The 15,956-nt window shown below is 66.8% G+C and carries 13 protein-coding genes; 10 read left to right on the forward strand and 3 right to left on the reverse strand.

Annotated features, from left to right (window positions below; genetic code table 11):
* The first annotated feature begins 228 nt into the window (after positions 1 to 228).
* Positions 229 to 1,236 (forward strand): NAD-dependent epimerase, encoded by a 1,008-nt coding sequence (locus ABIE04_RS03615; RefSeq protein ID WP_354547212.1) that lies wholly within the window; start codon positions 229 to 231, stop codon positions 1,234 to 1,236.
* A 79-nt stretch (positions 1,237 to 1,315) separates the two neighbouring features.
* On the opposite strand, the gene ABIE04_RS03620 is transcribed toward ABIE04_RS03615, so the two are convergent.
* The 3 genes from ABIE04_RS03620 to map form a co-directional block, all read right to left on the reverse strand.
* A complete protein-coding gene (locus tag ABIE04_RS03620; RefSeq protein WP_354547213.1) occupies positions 1,316 to 1,765 on the reverse strand; it encodes a CopD family protein in 450 nt (149 codons plus the stop codon).
* 61 nt (positions 1,766 to 1,826) lie between these two features.
* Positions 1,827 to 4,478 carry a [protein-PII] uridylyltransferase gene (gene glnD, locus ABIE04_RS03625; RefSeq protein ID WP_354547214.1) on the reverse strand — a complete coding sequence of 884 codons (2,652 nt, stop codon included), beginning with the start codon at positions 4,476 to 4,478 and terminating at the stop codon, positions 1,827 to 1,829.
* A 99-nt stretch (positions 4,479 to 4,577) separates the two neighbouring features.
* Positions 4,578 to 5,345, reverse strand: a complete 768-nt coding sequence (gene map / locus ABIE04_RS03630) for a type I methionyl aminopeptidase (protein WP_354547215.1) — start codon at positions 5,343 to 5,345, stop codon at positions 4,578 to 4,580.
* 312 nt (positions 5,346 to 5,657) lie between these two features.
* Between map and rpsB the strand changes: the two genes are divergently transcribed.
* The 9 genes from rpsB to bamA all read left to right on the forward strand — a co-directional run bounded on the left by rpsB (position 5,658) and on the right by bamA (position 15,851).
* On the forward strand, positions 5,658 to 6,530 hold the full coding sequence (gene rpsB, locus ABIE04_RS03635; RefSeq protein ID WP_354547217.1) for a 30S ribosomal protein S2: 873 nt from the start codon (positions 5,658 to 5,660) through the stop codon (positions 6,528 to 6,530).
* 100 nt (positions 6,531 to 6,630) lie between these two features.
* The gene (gene tsf, locus ABIE04_RS03640; protein ID WP_354547218.1) at positions 6,631 to 7,512 is read left to right on the forward strand and encodes a translation elongation factor Ts; all 882 of its coding nucleotides are present in this window, start codon (positions 6,631 to 6,633) and stop codon (positions 7,510 to 7,512) included.
* A 215-nt stretch (positions 7,513 to 7,727) separates the two neighbouring features.
* A complete protein-coding gene (gene pyrH, locus ABIE04_RS03645; RefSeq protein WP_354547219.1) occupies positions 7,728 to 8,450 on the forward strand; it encodes a UMP kinase in 723 nt (240 codons plus the stop codon).
* Positions 8,451 to 8,522: 72 nt separating this feature from the next.
* A complete protein-coding gene (gene frr / locus ABIE04_RS03650) occupies positions 8,523 to 9,080 on the forward strand; it encodes a ribosome recycling factor (protein WP_354547220.1) in 558 nt (185 codons plus the stop codon).
* Positions 9,081 to 9,097: 17 nt separating this feature from the next.
* Positions 9,098 to 9,838, forward strand: a complete 741-nt coding sequence (uppS, locus tag ABIE04_RS03655) for a polyprenyl diphosphate synthase (RefSeq protein WP_354547221.1) — start codon at positions 9,098 to 9,100, stop codon at positions 9,836 to 9,838.
* An 8-nt stretch (positions 9,839 to 9,846) separates the two neighbouring features.
* Entirely contained in the window at positions 9,847 to 10,665 is an 819-nt protein-coding gene (locus ABIE04_RS03660) for a phosphatidate cytidylyltransferase (protein ID WP_354547222.1), read from the forward strand.
* Positions 10,666 to 10,667: 2 nt separating this feature from the next.
* The gene (locus tag ABIE04_RS03665) at positions 10,668 to 11,843 is read left to right on the forward strand and encodes a 1-deoxy-D-xylulose-5-phosphate reductoisomerase (RefSeq protein WP_354547224.1); all 1,176 of its coding nucleotides are present in this window, start codon (positions 10,668 to 10,670) and stop codon (positions 11,841 to 11,843) included.
* A 36-nt stretch (positions 11,844 to 11,879) separates the two neighbouring features.
* A complete protein-coding gene (gene rseP / locus ABIE04_RS03670; RefSeq protein WP_354547225.1) occupies positions 11,880 to 13,226 on the forward strand; it encodes an RIP metalloprotease RseP in 1,347 nt (448 codons plus the stop codon).
* Positions 13,227 to 13,424: 198 nt separating this feature from the next.
* Positions 13,425 to 15,851 carry an outer membrane protein assembly factor BamA gene (gene bamA / locus ABIE04_RS03675; protein ID WP_354547226.1) on the forward strand — a complete coding sequence of 809 codons (2,427 nt, stop codon included), beginning with the start codon at positions 13,425 to 13,427 and terminating at the stop codon, positions 15,849 to 15,851.
* Positions 15,852 to 15,956 lie beyond the last annotated feature (105 nt).

Below are 15,956 nucleotides of genomic sequence, written 5' to 3' on the forward strand. Positions count from 1 at the left end.
AAAAGGGCATGACGCCCTTTTTTCGTAAACGAAGGCGTGGTGGCGGTCAGTCGTGGAAGCGGGTAGTTGCCATGTCGCACACTCGGCCGGCGCAAGCGCGGGCCACCTCGGATCTTGGGCGATATCGAAACGCTAGTTTAGCCCAGATTGCCTGTCAATCCTCGCCCGACGCGGCCTTGCCGGCAGTGCCCGGGCGGTAGAATGCCCGCGATCTCCCGAGGACACTCCATGCGCATCCTGGTTACCGGCACCGCCGGCTTCATCGGCGCCGCCCTGGCGCAGCGCCTGCTGGCGCGCGGCAACGTGGTCCATGGCTACGACAACCACAACAGCTACTACGATCCGGCATTGAAGGAAGCCCGTCTGGCGCGCTTCATCGACCACCCGAACTACACCCATCAGCGCGCCGACCTGGCCGACGCCGACGCGGTGAATCGCGCGTTCGCCACGTTCAAGCCGCAGCGTGTGGTGAACCTCGCCGCGCAGGCCGGCGTGCGTTATTCGCTGCAGAACCCGCAGGCTTACGTGGCGAGCAACCTGGTCGGCTTCGTCAACATCCTCGAGGCCTGCCGCCACGGCGGCGTGGAGCATCTGGTCTACGCCTCCTCCAGCTCGGTCTACGGCGCCAACCGCAAGCTGCCGTTCGCGGTGGAGGACGCGGTCGACCACCCGGTCAGCCTGTACGCCGCCAGCAAGAAGGCGAACGAACTGATGGCGCACACCTACAGCCACCTATACGGCCTGCCCACCACCGGCCTGCGCTTCTTCACCGTGTACGGTCCGTGGGGCCGGCCGGACATGTCGCCGATCCTGTTCGCCGACCGGATCAGCCGCGGCGAGCCGATCGACGTGTTCAACCACGGCCATCACAGCCGCGACTTCACCTATATCGACGACATCGTCGAAGGCGTGATCCGCACGCTCGACCATCCCGCCGAATCCGACCCGGCGTACGACGCCGAACTGCCGAATCCCGGCACGTCGAGCGCGCCATACCGTGTCTACAACCTCGGCAACGACCAGCCGGTGCAGCTGCTGCGCTTCATCGAACTGCTGGAACAGAACCTCGGGCGCACGGTCGAGAAACGCCTGCTGCCGATGCAGCCGGGCGACGTGCCCGATACCTGGGCCGACGTGTCAGCGCTGCGCCGCGACGTGGGCTACGCGCCGAATACCTCGATCGAGGACGGCGTGGCGCGCTTCGTCGAGTGGTACCGGGAGTACTTCGAGAAGTGAGTCAAGAGGAGTGAGAAGTGGGAGAAGAACTGGTTCGGAGCCGCTCTCACTCCACGCTTCTCTCCACTCACTCCTGCTCCTAGAACGGCTTGGCAATCACCAGGAAGATCACGCCCAGCAACAGCAGCACCGGCAGCTCGTTGAGCCAGCGCAGCATGCGCGAAGACGGCAGCGCGCCACCCTTCTCGCTGCGCTTGAGCATGCGCCCGGCCCAGATGAAGTAGGCCAGCAGCACGGCGACCAGGGTCAGCTTGGCGTCGATCCAATGCGTGCCGGCGGTGACGTTCGGCAACGCCTGCGGAAATACCCGCCAGCCTTGCCACAGGGTCAGCCCGAACAGGAACGCGATGCCGAACATGTTGTGGCCGAACTTGTACAGCCGCCGCCCCATCAACTGCAGCCGCGCCAGCACCGCCGGCTCGTTCGCCGCCTCGGCCAGGTTCACCAGGATCCGCGGCAGGTAGAACACCGTGGCCATCCAGGCGATGACGAACAGCAGGTGCAGCGACTTGATCAGCAGGTAGGTCATGGCGAACACACGTGGCCGCTGCGACGCGCAGCGCCCGCGATGATAGCGCGGGGATCGCCAATCAATCCCGCGCCGGCCCGATGCGCTCCAGCAGCGCATGCAGCAGGCGATCCTGCTGGGCCGCATCGAGCGGCGCATCGTGGCGATTGGTCAGTTGGAAGAAATCCTCCACGCGCTCGCCGAAGGTGGCGATGCGCGCGTCGTGCACGCGCACCCCGGTGGCCAGCATCACCTGGGCCACCGCGGCCAGCAGGCCGGGTCGGTCGGTGCCGATCAGGGCCAGCTGGGTACGGTCGCCGGCGGCGTGAAAGCTGATCTTCGGCGTCATCTGGAAGTGTTTCTGGTGGCGCGACATGCCGCGCTTGCTCGGCTGCACGCCGGCGGATTGCGCCAGTGCACGCTGCAACCGCTGCTGCAGCTCCTCCGCGCGCGCCGCGCTGACCGGCTGCTGGCTGTCCGCGTCGAGCAGCAGGAAGGTGTCCAGCGCCATCCCGGTCGGCGAACTGAGGATGCGCGACTCCATCACCGAGAAGCGCAGCCGGTCCAATACCGCGGTCACCGTGGCGAACAGGCCGTCGCGGTCGGGCGTGTAGACGAACAGCTCGGTGCTGCCGCGCACCGACAGCGGATGCACCGCCACCAGCGGCAGCGCACCCTGCGCACGCAGGATCGCCGTGGTCTGCCAGGCGATCTGTTCGGGCCGGTGCCGCAGGAAACTGAGTTGGGGAAAGTCGGCCCACACGTGCATCACGTCGGCTTCGGCATGGCCCTCGTTCAGCAGCAGCGCCAGCGCGTACTCGGAACACTCGTGCACGCGCACGCCGATGTCGCGCGGCAGCTCCACGTCGCTGCGCAGTGCGTAGCGGGTACTGGTGTACAGGTCGGCCAGCAAGCGATCCTTCCAGCCGTTCCACAACCGCGGACTGGTGCCGATGATGTCGGCGATGGTCAGCAGGTACAGCTGGCCGAGCCGCTCGCGATTGCCCACGACTTCCGCAAACCGGTGCACCACGTCGGGGTCGGTGATGTCCTGGCGCTGCGCGGTGGTGCTCATCAGCAGGTGCCAGCGCACCAGCCAGGCCACCCGCTCGACGTCGCCGGGCGGCAGGCCCAGCCGGGTGCAGAAGGCGCGCGCGTCCTGCTCGCCCAGCACCGAGTGGTCGCCACCGCGGCCCTTGGCGATGTCGTGGAACAACCCCGCCAGCAGCAGTACCTCGGGTACCGGCAGGCCGGTCCAGATTTCACAACCCAGCGGAAACTCGCGCTGTGCCGCGGGGTCGGCGAAGCGAGCCAGATTGCGCAGCACGCGCAAGGTATGTTCATCGACGGTGTAGACATGGAACAGGTCGTACTGCATGCGCCCGAATACCTTGCCGAACGCAGGCAGGATCGCCGCCAGCAGGCCGTGCCGGTTCATCCGCCACAGCGCCTCCACTGCCGGTGCGCCACGACGCAGCAGTTGCAAGAAAACGGTCAGCACCTCGCGGTCGTCGGCCAGCGCGTCGCCATGCGCGGCAGTGGCCTGGTGGATGCGGCGCATGGTGTCGGCGCTGAAGCCGACCACACCGGGCTGGTCCATCCGGGCGATGAAGATCTCCACCAATGCCGCCGGCCGGCGCATGAACAGCTGCGGGTCGCGCGCCGCCAGGCGCTTGCCGTAGCGGATGAAGTCGGTACCCACGGGCACCGCTTCGTCCGGCAGCTCCAGCATCTCCTCGAAGCGTTCGGCCACCTGCACGCCGAGCCGCTCGACCTGGCTGGCGGCGCGGTAATAGCCCTGCATGAACTGTTCGACGCCGAGGTTCTTCTCGTGCTCGTCCTCGAAACCCAGCCGCGCGGCCAGCGCCCGCTGGTAGTCGAACAGCAGCCGTTCCTCGGCCCGGCCCGCCTCCAGGTGCAACGCGTAGCGGTAGCGGCGCAGGACGGCTTCGGACTGCTCCAGCGCGGCCTGCTCGGCGGGGTCGAGCAAGCCCTCGACCACCATGTCGGACAGATCGTTCGCATGCGCCAGCCGCCGCCCCATCCAGCGCAGCGAATCGAGCGTGCGCAGGCCGCCAGGCCCGTCCTTGAGGTTCGGCTCGAGGTTGTAGGCGGTGTCGTCGAAACGGGCATGCCGCGCGTTGCGCTCGGCCAACCGGGCGGCCAGGTATTCCTGCGGCGGCCACAGCGCCGGGTCCTCGACGATGGCCCGCAGCCGCGCGTCGAACGCCGGATCACCGGCCAGCCGGTGCGCGTCCAGCAGGCTGGTGAACACGCTGGCGTCCTGCGCGGCCAGCGCGCGGCACTGCGCGGGATCGCGCACCGCATGGCCGACCTTCAGGCCGACGTCCCACAACGTGGCGAAGAACTGCTCCAGCGCGCGCAGGCGCGCCGGCTCCGGTGCCTGCACCAGGGCCAGCAGATCCACGTCCGAATACGGGAACAACAGGCCACGGCCGAAGCCGCCGACCGCGAACAGCGCCGCTCCGGTCACGTCGCCGAGGCAGGCCATCCATACGTGCGCCACGATGCGCGCCACCGACTCGCCCCGGCGCCGCGCCAGCGCGCTGGCGTCGGCGCCATCGCGAAACGCGGTGGCCAGCGCCCGGTCGACGTCGCCCAGCAACTGCCGCAAGGCCCGTCGCGCTTCGCTCGAAACGCCGGAACGCGGCACCGCCACGGGAAGGCGCGGCAGCGGCGGGAGGGAGATGGGGGTCGCGGTGACTGACGACATGACAGAGCTCGAGAAACAAGAAAGAGCAGGAGCGGGAAACGAGTAAAGCACATCGTGCCGCCACTCGTTTCCCGCTCCTGCTCCTGCTTTTCTATTTCGTTACTGCAGGTCAGGCCAGGGCGTGAGGATCTCGAAACCGTCGTCGGTCACTGCCAGCGTGTGCTCCCATTGCGCCGACAGCGAGTGGTCCTTGGTCACCACGGTCCAGCCATCCGGCAGCTGGCGGGTCTGCGGCTTGCCGGCGTTGATCATCGGCTCGACGGTGAAGGTCATGCCCTTCTTCAGCTCGATGCCGGTGCCGGGCTTGCCGTAGTGCAGCACCTGTGGTTCGTCGTGGTAGACCTTGCCGATGCCGTGACCGCAGTATTCGCGCACCACCGAGAAGCCGGCCGCCTCGGCGTGCTGCTGGATCGCATGGCCGACGTCGCCCAGGGTGGCGCCCGGACGCACCGCCTGGATGCCGCGCATCATCGCCTCGAAAGCCGTGTCGACCAGCCGCTTGGCCAGCACCGACGGTGTGCCGGCGATGTACATGCGGCTGGTGTCGCCGTGCCAGCCGTCCTTGATCACGGTGACGTCGAGGTTGACGATGTCGCCGTCCTTGAGCACCTTGCCCTCGTTCGGTATGCCATGGCAGATCACCTGGTTGACCGAGGTGCACAGGGTCTTGGGGAAGCCGTGGTAGCCGACGTTGGCGGGGATCGCCTTCTGCACGTTGACAATATGCTCGTAGGCGCGCCGATCCAGCTCCTCGGTAGTGACGCCGGGCTTGACGTACTCCTTGAGCATCGCCAGCACTTCGGCGGCCAGCTTGCCGGCGACGCGCATGCCTTCGAGGTCTTCGGGGGATTTCAGGGTAATGGCCATGGATTCCACTTCATATGGCGGCAGAAGCCCTTGAAATCCAGCAACTTGCCGCATCGCCGGCGTACCGGCTACAATTTTGGAGTTTTGCAGGGCAGACGTCTCCATATCTGGAGCCGGCCAGCGCAAAGCGAACCGGGATTGTAACCCTCAGCGGTACAACACCCAAGCCAACGCCACACACGCATCGGCACCGCCTTCGGGGTGCTGCGCCTAGCCCACCAATGAAATCGGGCCAGTCGCGGTCGAAGCCGGGGATGCGTGGAGGTCCCAACCCCCGGGCTCATCGAGCCCATACAATTCGGAGTTACACCCATGGCCCAAGTCACCATGCGCCAGATGCTCGAAGCGGGCGTCCATTTCGGTCACCAGACCCGTTACTGGAACCCCAAGATGGCCCCGTACATCTTCGGCGCCCGCGGCAAGATCCACATCATCAACCTCGAAAAGACTCTCCCGCTGTTCACCGACGCGATGAATTTCCTGTCGGGCCTGGCGCAGAAGCGCGGCACCATCCTGTTCGTCGGCACCAAGCGTTCGGCCCGCGAGCCGTTGGCCGAAGAGGCCGCACGCGCCGGCATGCCGTTCGTCACCTCGCGCTGGCTCGGCGGCATGCTGACCAACTTCCGCACCGTGAAGCAGTCGGTGTCGCGCCTGAAGGAGCTGGAAGCGGCCGAGACCGATGGCAGCTTCGACAAGCTGGTCAAGCACGAAGTGCTGGCCCGTCGTCGCGAGCGCGACAAGCTGCAGGCCTCGCTGGGCGGCATCAAGGACATGAACCGCCTGCCCGACGCCTTGTTCGTGATCGACATCGGCCACGAAGACATTGCCGTGCAGGAAGCCAAGAAGCTGGGCATTCCGGTGATCGCCGTGGTCGACACCAACTACAACCCGGAACTGGTCGACTACGCCATCCCGGGCAACGATGACGCGATCCGCGCGATCCAGCTGTACGCCCGTGCCGCCGCCGACTCGATCCTCGAAGGCAAGGCTGCCGCGCCGGCCGCCGCCCAGGGCGACGCGAACGACTTCGTCGAACTGGACGAGGAAGGCAACCCGGTCGCCAAGATCGACCGCAAGCCGGCCCCGCGCCGCGACGCTGCCCCGCGCAAGAGCGCCCCGCGCCGCGACGGCGGCCGTGACGGCGGCCGCGGCCCGCGCAACGACGGCGCGCCTGCCGCCAAGTAAGCGCGACGACGGCGGCTCACCACCGCCGTCGCATCCGCACGCGATAACCGCGCGGTGACGCTCAGCCGTCACCGCGCATCCAAGCATTAGAGGACTACCGATGAGCAATATTTCCGCACAACTGGTCAAGGAGCTGCGCGAGCGGTCCGGCGCCGGCATGATGGAATGCAAGAAGGCGCTGGTCGAGAACAACGGCGACATCGACGCCGCGATGGAATGGCTGCGCAAGTCCGGCCTGGCCAAGGCTGACAAGAAGGCCAGCCGCATCGCCGCCGAAGGCCGCATCGTGGCCGCCCAGGGCGCCGGCAAGGCCGTGCTGGTCGAGATCAACTGCGAGACCGACTTCGTCGCCAAGGACGCCAGCTTCCTGAAGTTCACCGACACCGTCGCCGACGTCGCGCTGAACTCCGGCGCTGCCGACATCGACGCGCTGAAGGCTGCCGCCTATCCGGGCGCCGCCAGCGTGGAAGAAGCCGCCAAGGCGCTGATCGCCACCATCGGCGAGAAGATCGACGTGCGCCGCATGGCCCGCGTCGAGAGCGACGGCGTGATCGGCAGCTACATCCACGGCGGCCGTATCGGCGTGCTGGTGGCGCTCAAGGGCGGCTCCGAGGAGCTGGCCAAGGGCATCGCGATGCATGTGGCCGCCATGAACCCGGCGCACATCAAGCCTGAGGACGTTCCGGCCGAATTCATCGCCAAGGAAAAGGAAATCGCGCTGAGCCTGATGTCCGACAAGGAAAAGGCCAAGCCGGCCGAAATCCTCGAGAAGATCATCTCCGGCAAGATCCACAAGATCGTGTCCGAGGTCACCCTGCTCGGCCAGCCCTACGTGCTGGACACCAACGTGACGGTGGCCGAGGCCCTGAAGAAGGAGGGCGCCGACGTCGTCTCGGTGGCTCGTCTGGCCGTCGGCGAAGGCATCGAAAAGGTGGAAGAGGATTTCGCCGCCGAAGTGATGAAGCAGGCCGGCCTGAGGTAATAACGGGCAGACCGGCCATCCGTGGCCGGTCTGTTCAGAAAGGGCCGTGCTTCGAACAAAGGGCCGCGGGAAACCGCGGCCCTTTTTGTTTCCTCAGTTGCCGGAACCCTGGGGCGAGCCGTCCTCATTTCTCATTCCTTTCCACTCACTCCTCGTCCCAGGCCCCCGCTCTCCGCTACAATGCGCCGGTTTGCCCCACACAATCCGGAGAATCCATGAGCGACCAGCCCAAGTACCGCCGCATCCTGCTCAAGCTCTCCGGTGAAGCCCTGATGGGCGAGGCGGATTACGGCATCGACCCGAAGGTGATCGGCCGGCTCGCCGACGAGATCATCGAGGTGCAGAAGGCCGGCGTGCAGATCGGCATCGTGATCGGCGGCGGCAACATCTTCCGCGGCGCCGGCCTCGCCGCCGCTGGCATGGACCGGGTCACCGGCGATCACATGGGCATGCTGGCCACCGTGATGAACGCTCTGGCGATGCAGGACGCGATCGAGAAACGCGGCGGCTTTGCGCGCGTGACCAGCGCGATCCAGATCCATGACGTGGCCGAGGATTACATCCGTCGCCGCGCGATCCGCCACATCGAGAAGGGCCGCATCGTGCTGTTCGCCGCCGGCACCGGCAACCCGTTCTTCACCACCGATTCGGCCGCCGCGCTGCGCGCGGTGGAGATCGGCGCCGACCTGCTGCTGAAGGCGACCAAGGTCGACGGCGTGTACACCGCCGACCCGGCCAAGCACGCCAACGCCACCCGCTACGACCGGCTCGGCTACGACGACGTGATCGAGCGCAAGCTGGAGGTGATGGACACCGCCGCGATCGCGCTGTGCCGCGACCAGCAGATGCCGCTGCGCATCTACGACATGACCGCGCCCGGGAACCTGATGCGGATCATGCGCGGCGAGTCGATCGGCACCCTGGTCGACGGCGGCTGACCGCGCCGCAGCAAGCCCCGTTCCCTGCCACTGCTATAATCGAACGTTGCCAGATTCACCGGGAAGCGCCACATGCTCAATGACATCAAGAACGACGCCCAGACCCGCATGGGCAAGAGCATCGAATCACTCAAGCACGACCTCACCCGCATCCGTACCGGCCGCGCCAGCACGGCGCTGGTGGACGGCATCAAGGTCGCCTACTACGGCTCGGACATGCCGCTGACCCAGGTTGCCTCGGTGTCGTTGTCCGACTCGCGCACGATCATCATCACACCGTGGGAAAAGACCATGGTGGCGCCGATCGAGAAGGCGCTGATGGCCTCCGACCTGGGCATCACGCCGACCACTGCCGGCACCGTGATCCGCCTGAACATGCCCGCGCTCACCGAGGAGCGCCGCAAGGAACTGGCCAAGCACGTCGGCCACGAGGGTGAGAACGCCAAGATCGCGATCCGCAACGTGCGTCGCGACGCCCTGCAGCAGGTCAAGGATCTGCTCAAGGAAAAGCTCATTACCGAAGACGACGATCGCCGCATCGACGACGAGATCCAGAAGCTCACCGATCGCGCAGTGAAGGACGTCGACGCCGTGGTCAAGGCGAAGGAAGAGGAGCTGATGGCGCTCTAAGCGCCATCGTTTCCATCATGTCCGGCGCCGAGGCCGCCAAGGTTCCGCGCCATGTCGCCATCGTGATGGACGGCAACGGCCGCTGGGCCAAGGCCCGTCACCGTCCGCGCAGCTTCGGCCACAACGCCGGCCGCAAGGCCGTGCGCGAAGTGATCGAGGCCTGCCTGCGCGAGGGCGTGCAGGCACTGACCTTGTTCGCCTTCTCCAGCGAGAACTGGCAACGCCCGCAGGAAGAAGTCGGTGCGCTGATGGGCCTGTTCGTGCGCGCGCTGGACAAGGAAGTGGACGAACTGCACGGCCATGGCGTGCGCCTGCGCTTCATCGGCGATCTGGCCGCGTTCGACGAGGCGCTGCGCGAACGCATGCAGGCCGCGATGGTCCGCACCGCGGGCAACGACAAGCTGCAGGTGAACATCGCGGTGAGCTACGGCGGCCGCTGGGACATCGTGCAGGCCAGCCGCCAGGCCGCCGCCGCGGTGGCGCGCGGCGAGCTGCGCGTGGACGAGATCGACGAGACCCGGCTGGGCCAGTGGATGAGCCTGGCCGAACTGCCGCCGCTGGACCTGTTCATCCGCACCGGCGGCGAGTGCCGCATCAGCAACTTCCTGTTGTGGCAGGCCGCATACGCCGAACTGTACTTTACCGATACCTTGTGGCCCGATTTCGACCAGGCCTGCCTGCGTCGGGCCATCGAAGACTATGCCCGCCGGGAGCGCCGTTACGGCCGTACCGGCGAGCAGGTCGCCACCACCTCCTGAGGATTTCCATGCTGCTTCAGCGCATTCTCACCGCCCTGGTGCTCGCGCCGCTGGCGATCCTGATCATCCTGCTGCCGCCGACCGGCATCTTCGCGACCATCGTGGCGCTGGCGTTCCTGGCTGCCTGGTGGGAATGGGCCGAGCTGAGCGGCCTGAGCAGCCGCCTATGGCGCATCGCCCTGCTCGTCGTGACGGCGGCCGTGTTCGTCTTGCTGTGGCGCGCCCATGCCACGGTGCTGACCCCGCTGCTGCTGGCGGCCGGCATAGCCTGGTGGCTGCTGGCCTGCCTGTGGCTGCGCCACTTCGCGTTCGCCGCGGCGCCAACCCGCGAGAACCTCGCACTGAAGTTGCTCGCCGGCGCGTTCGTGATCTTCCCGACCTGGGTCGCCCTGGTCAGCATCCACGCGCGCGTGCCGCACGGTCACTGGTGGACCCTGCTGGCGCTGGTGATCGTGTGGGCGTCCGATATCGGCGCGTATTTCAGCGGGCGTACATTCGGCAAGCGCAAGCTGGCACCGCAGATCAGTCCCGGCAAGACCTGGGCCGGCGCGTACGGCGCGATGGTGGCCGGTGTGCTGGTCGCCGAGGCCGGCGGCTGGCTGCTCGGCGTGCGCGGTGCCGCGCTGCTGGCGCTGGCGTTGCTGGCCACGGTGACGGTGGCGGTGTCGATCGTCGGCGACCTGATCGAGAGCCTGATGAAGCGGCATGCCCAGGTGAAGGATTCGGGCACCATTTTTCCCGGCCACGGCGGCCTGATGGACCGGCTGGACAGCGTGTTCGCCGCGCTGCCGGTGTTCGCCGCCGGCCTGCTCCTGCTGGACATCTGAAGATGCGCAACATCGCCGTCCTCGGCGCCACCGGTTCGATCGGCGGCAATACGCTTGACGTCATCGCGCGCCACCCGGAGCGCTTTCGCGCCAGCGTGCTGACGGCGCATCGCCAGGTCGAGGCGCTGGTGGCCTTGTGCGCGCAGCATCGGCCGGACCTGGCGGTGATCGCCGACCCGGCGCTGGAAGCGGACCTGTCGCGCCGGCTGGCTGCCGCCGGCGTGCGCTGCGAAGTAGCCAGCGGCCACGCCGCGCTGACCGCAGCCGCCGCCGGCAACCTGTGCGACACCGTGGTCGCCGCCATCGTCGGCGCCGCCGGGCTGGAATCCACCCTGGCCGCCGCGCGCGCCGGCAAGCGCCTGCTGCTGGCGAACAAGGAATCCATCGTGATGGCCGGCCCGCTGCTGCTGGAAGCGGTCGCTGCCGGTGGCGGCGCGCTGATCCCGGTCGACTCCGAACACAACGCGATCTTCCAGTGCCTGCCGGGCGGACGCCCCGACCTGCACCGCAGCGGCGTGCGCCGGTTGATCCTGACCGCTTCCGGCGGCCCGTTCCGCGGGCGCACGCGCGCCGAGCTGGCCGACATCACGCCGGACCAGGCCTGCAAGCACCCGAACTGGGTGATGGGGCGCAAGATCTCGGTCGATTCGGCCACGCTGATGAACAAGGGCCTGGAGGTGATCGAGGCACATCACCTGTTCGGTGCGCCGGCCGAAGCGATCGACGTGGTAGTGCACCCGCAGAGCCTGGTGCATTCGATGGTGGAATACGTCGACGGCTCGGTGCTGGCCCAGCTCGGCAACCCGGACATGCGCACCGCGATCGCGCACGCGCTGGCGTGGCCGGAGCGGGTCGAGTCCGGCGTACCGTCGCTGGACCTGTCCGCCTGCGCTCCGCTGCAGTTCGAGCCGCCGGACCTGGTCACCTTCCGTTGCCTGGCGCTGGCGTTCCAGGCGCTGCGCGCCGGCGGCGATGCCCCGGCCGTGCTGAACGCCGCCAACGAAGTGGCGGTGGAAGCCTTTCTGGCCGGCGCGCTGCCGTTCCTGTCGATCGCCGACGTGGTCGAGGCCGTGCTTGCGGAACTGCCGGCGCAAGCCGTGGTCGATGTTGAAACCCTTTGTGAACGCGACCGCACGGCCCGGGAGGCGGCTCGCCGCGTTCTACGCAATGCTTGCTGATATTCTTGCTTCGATGACTTTTCGCCACGGTACTTGATGACTTCCTTCTTCGGCTCGGTGTTCTGGTTGCTGGTCACGCTCGGCGTGCTGGTGACCTTCCATGAATTCGGCCACTACTGGGTCGCGCGCCGCTGTGGGGTCAAGGTGCTGCGCTTCTCGGTCGGTTTCGGCAACGCGATCTGGAAGCGCGTCGGCCGCGACGGCACCGAGTACCAGATCGCCGCGATCCCGCTGGGCGGCTACGTCAAGATGCTGGACGCGCGCGAGGGCGAGGTCGATCCTGCCCTGCGCGAACAGGAGTTCACCGGCAAATCGGTGTGGAAGCGCATCGCCATCGTCGCCGCCGGACCGGGGTTCAACCTGATCTTCACCATCGTGGCGTTCTGGCTGATGTTCATGCTGGGCCGCCCCGACGTGGCACCGGTGGTGACCGCGGCGCCGCAGAGCCTCGCCGCCAGTGCCGGCATCCAGCCGGGCGACCGCATCCTCAGCATCGACGGCCGCGCCGTCACCACCTGGACCGATTCGATGGACGTGGTGGCCAACGCCCTGCTCGGGCGGGCGCCGCTGCCGCTCACCGTGCGCGGCCAGGATGGACGCTCGCGCGAGCTGGTGCTGCCGCTGGACGAATTGCCGCCGGGCCAGGATGTGGGCCAGTACCTGGGCAAGCTCGGCCTGACGCTGGCGCCGCCACCGGCGATTGCCGCCACCGTGATGCCCGGCCAGCCGGCCGCACTGGCCGGCATGCAGGGCGGCGATCGCATCGTCAGCGTCAACGGCCAGCCGGTAAGCGACTTCATCGCGTTCGGCAAGCTGGTGCAGGCCGAAGCCGTCAAGTCGCCCAAACTGGCGATCGGCATCGAACGCGCCGGCCGGCCGCAGCAACTCGGCGTCACCGCCAAGTGGGAATCGCTGGAAGGCCAGCCGCGGAAATGGGTGATGGGCGTCAGCGCCCCGGCGGCCGAAGCGGCCACCGTGAGCTATGGGCCGATCAAGGCGCTGGCCGCTTCGTTCAACACCACCTGGCGCAACACCACGCAGACCTTCAGCATGCTCGGCAAGATGCTGACCGGCGAGGCCTCGACCAGGAACCTCTCCGGCGTCATCGGCATCGCCGAAGTGGCGAATGCCTCGGCCAGCATGGGCCTGCCCTGGTTCCTGCAGTTCCTGGCGCTGGTGTCGCTGAGCCTGGCGATCCTCAACCTGCTGCCGATCCCGGTCCTGGATGGCGGACACCTGCTGTATTATCTTGTGGAGTTGATCAAGGGCAGCCCGGTCAGCGAGCAGGCGATGGTCGTGGGCCAGTACATCGGCCTGGCGTTGCTGTTCACCCTGATGGGGCTGGCGTTCTACAACGATATCCACCGCATGCTGCTGTCGTGATGCCGATGCCCGGCGACTGCAGCATGCCGACGACACGCCTGCCTGCGCCAGCCGCAGCATGGCGCGGCGGCGTGTCAAGCGATGCATTCCTCCCGCGGAATGCGCACTCTCTTTCGAGGCAGGGCCTGTCCCTGCCTCATGCGTTGATCGGGGCGGCCGCGCTGGCCGCCTCATCGAAATAACCCAACGGAATCGACGATGAAGCGTATCGCCGCGCTGATCCTGCTTGCCTCCCTCTCCGCCAATGCGTTCGCGTTCGACCCGTTCGTGGTGTCGGACATCCGCATCGACGGCCTCAGCCGGATTTCCGCCGGTACCGTGTACAACTACCTGCCGATCAACAAGGGCGACCAGTTGACCAACGACGGGGCCCAGCGGGCCATCCGCGCGCTGTACCGGACCAAGTTCTTCAGCGACGTCGAGTTCGACCGCGAAGGCAGCATCCTGGTGATCAAGGTGGTCGAACGGCCTTCGATCGCCAAGCTGACCCTGCGCGGCAACAAGGACATCAAGACCGACGACCTGAAGAAGGGCCTGAAGGAAATCGGCCTCACCGAAGGCGAGACCTTCGACCGCCTGGCGCTGGACAACGTGCAGCAGGAACTGATCCGGCAGTACTACAACCGCGGCAAGTACAACGTGTCGGTCGACCCGCACGTGACCCGGCTGGATCGCAACCGCGTCGCCGTCGAGATCGAGATCCGCGAGGGCAAGGCGGCCAAGATCAAGGAACTGAACATCCTCGGCAACCACGCGTTCACCGACAAGCAGATCCGCGACGGTTTCGAATCGGACACCACCAACTGGATGTCGTGGTATTCGAAGGACGACCAGTATTCACGCGAGAAGCTCTCCGGCGACCTGGAGAAGCTGCAGTCCTACTACATGGACCGCGGTTACGCCGATTTCGGCGTCGACTCCACCCAGGTGGCGATTGCGCCGGACAAGCGCGCGATGTACATCGACGCCAGCATCAAGGAAGGCGAGATCTACAAGGTCGCCGACGTCAAGCTGCTCGGCGACCTGATCCTGCCGGAAAAAACCATGCGCCAGCTGGTCTTCGTCAAGGCCGGCGAGACCTTCAACCGCGCCGCGGTCGAAGCCAGTACCAAGGCGATCAAGGCGGTGCTGGCCAATATCGGCTACGCCTATGCCAAGGTCACCCCGATCCCGAAGCTGGACAAGGAAAAGCGCACGGTCGACCTGACCCTGTACGTCGAACCCGGCCAGCGCGTGTACGTGCGGCGGGTGGTGTTCCAGGGCAATACGCGTACCGAAGACGGCGTGCTGCGCCGCGAGATGCGCCAGCTCGAGGGTTCCTGGTACTCGCAGGCGGCGATCGACCGCTCCAAGGTCCGCCTGCAGCGGCTGGGCTATTTCAAGACGGTCGACGTCGACAAGAAGCTGGTGCCGGGCACCCAGGACAAGGTCGACGTCACGGTCAAGGTGGAAGAGCAGTCCGCCGGCAGCATGCAATTCGGTATCGGCTATTCGCAGTACTCCGGCATCATCCTGAATGCCTCGGTGTCGCAGAACAACCTGTTCGGCAGCGGCGACAGCTTCTCGATCAGCGGTGAGCGCAGCAGCTACTACACCCGCCTCGGCCTCAACTACTACAACCCCTACCTGACCGACAGCGGCATCGGCATCGGCTACAGCGCCTCGTATTCGAAGACCGACTACGGCAACACCGATTTCGCGAACTACGCCACCAGCGCGAAGAGTTTCTCCACCTACCTGGGCATCCCGATCAGCGAGACGGACGGCCTGCGCGTGGGCCTGGGCATCAGCAGCAACAAGGTCAACCTGTTCCCGGGCTACAGCCCGCTGGTGTTGATCGACTACCAGAACGAGATCGGCAACAAGACCATCCACACCTGGACCGGCACGCTGGGCTGGAACCACGACACCCGCAACGGCTACTGGGCACCGACCCGCGGCGGCCTGCTCTCGGCCTCGACCGACGTCGCCCTGCCCGGCTCGACCGTGCAGTACTGGAAGCTCACCACCGAGGCGAACCACTACTGGCCGATCGGCAAGGGCTTCGTGCTGTACCTGGATGGCCAGGTCGGCTACGGCAAGACCTACGGCAAGAACGGCATCAGCGACGATGCCTACGATGCCCTGGCGGCGGCCAGCAAGGCCGACAACCCCAGCCAGAGTCACATCATCACCGACATGCGTCAGGACCTGCCGTTCTGGCAGAACTACTACGCCGGCGGCGTGCGCGACGTGCGCGGCTTCCAGGACAACACGCTGGGGCCGCGGGTCTGCATCGACGGCAGCGCTCCCAACGCCGGCGGCATGTGCAACAACGGTGCCTATTACGCGCAGCCCATCGGCGGCTCGTTCAAGGTGCTCGGCACCGCGCAGGTGTTCCTGCCGCTGCCGTTCCTGAAGGACGTCAACACCGCGCGCGTGTCCTGGTTCATGGACGTCGGCAACGTCTACAAGGACTACAAGAGTTTCGATGCTTCCGAGCTGCGTGCATCCACGGGCATCTCGCTGCAGTGGCAGGCGCCGATCGGCCCGCTGATCATCAGCCTCGCCGTGCCGTTCCGCTCGAAGGACGCGGACCGCCATTACGAGGAGCGCATCCAGTTCACCTTCGGCAGCCAGTTCTGACCTGATCCGGAGATCGGGGGACCGAAGAAAGCGCGGCCAGGCCGCGCTTTCTTTTGCCGGCCTGCTTCTGCCGGCTGGGCGCACTGCACGCCGCGGCGCCACCCC

It is taken from the genome of Rhodanobacter soli, from assembly GCF_040548735.1.
In the GTDB taxonomy this organism is placed as follows: Bacteria; Pseudomonadota; Gammaproteobacteria; order Xanthomonadales; family Rhodanobacteraceae; genus Rhodanobacter; species Rhodanobacter soli_A.

Bases quoted from the DNA above. Each gene is read 5' to 3' on its own strand.
- ABIE04_RS03615 (WP_354547212.1), top strand. From the start codon at position 229: ATGCGCATCCTGGTTACCGGCACCGCCGGCTTCATCGGCGCCGCCCTG.
- ABIE04_RS03620 (WP_354547213.1), bottom strand. From the start codon at position 1,765: ATGACCTACCTGCTGATCAAGTCGCTGCACCTGCTGTTCGTCATCGCC.
- glnD (WP_354547214.1), bottom strand. From the start codon at position 4,478: ATGTCGTCAGTCACCGCGACCCCCATCTCCCTCCCGCCGCTGCCGCGC.
- map (WP_354547215.1), bottom strand. From the start codon at position 5,345: ATGGCCATTACCCTGAAATCCCCCGAAGACCTCGAAGGCATGCGCGTC.
- rpsB (WP_354547217.1), top strand. From the start codon at position 5,658: ATGGCCCAAGTCACCATGCGCCAGATGCTCGAAGCGGGCGTCCATTTC.
- tsf (WP_354547218.1), top strand. From the start codon at position 6,631: ATGAGCAATATTTCCGCACAACTGGTCAAGGAGCTGCGCGAGCGGTCC.
- pyrH (WP_354547219.1), top strand. From the start codon at position 7,728: ATGAGCGACCAGCCCAAGTACCGCCGCATCCTGCTCAAGCTCTCCGGT.
- frr (WP_354547220.1), top strand. From the start codon at position 8,523: ATGCTCAATGACATCAAGAACGACGCCCAGACCCGCATGGGCAAGAGC.
- uppS (WP_354547221.1), top strand. From the start codon at position 9,098: ATGTCCGGCGCCGAGGCCGCCAAGGTTCCGCGCCATGTCGCCATCGTG.
- ABIE04_RS03660 (WP_354547222.1), top strand. From the start codon at position 9,847: ATGCTGCTTCAGCGCATTCTCACCGCCCTGGTGCTCGCGCCGCTGGCG.
- ABIE04_RS03665 (WP_354547224.1), top strand. From the start codon at position 10,668: ATGCGCAACATCGCCGTCCTCGGCGCCACCGGTTCGATCGGCGGCAAT.
- rseP (WP_354547225.1), top strand. From the start codon at position 11,880: ATGACTTCCTTCTTCGGCTCGGTGTTCTGGTTGCTGGTCACGCTCGGC.
- bamA (WP_354547226.1), top strand. From the start codon at position 13,425: ATGAAGCGTATCGCCGCGCTGATCCTGCTTGCCTCCCTCTCCGCCAAT.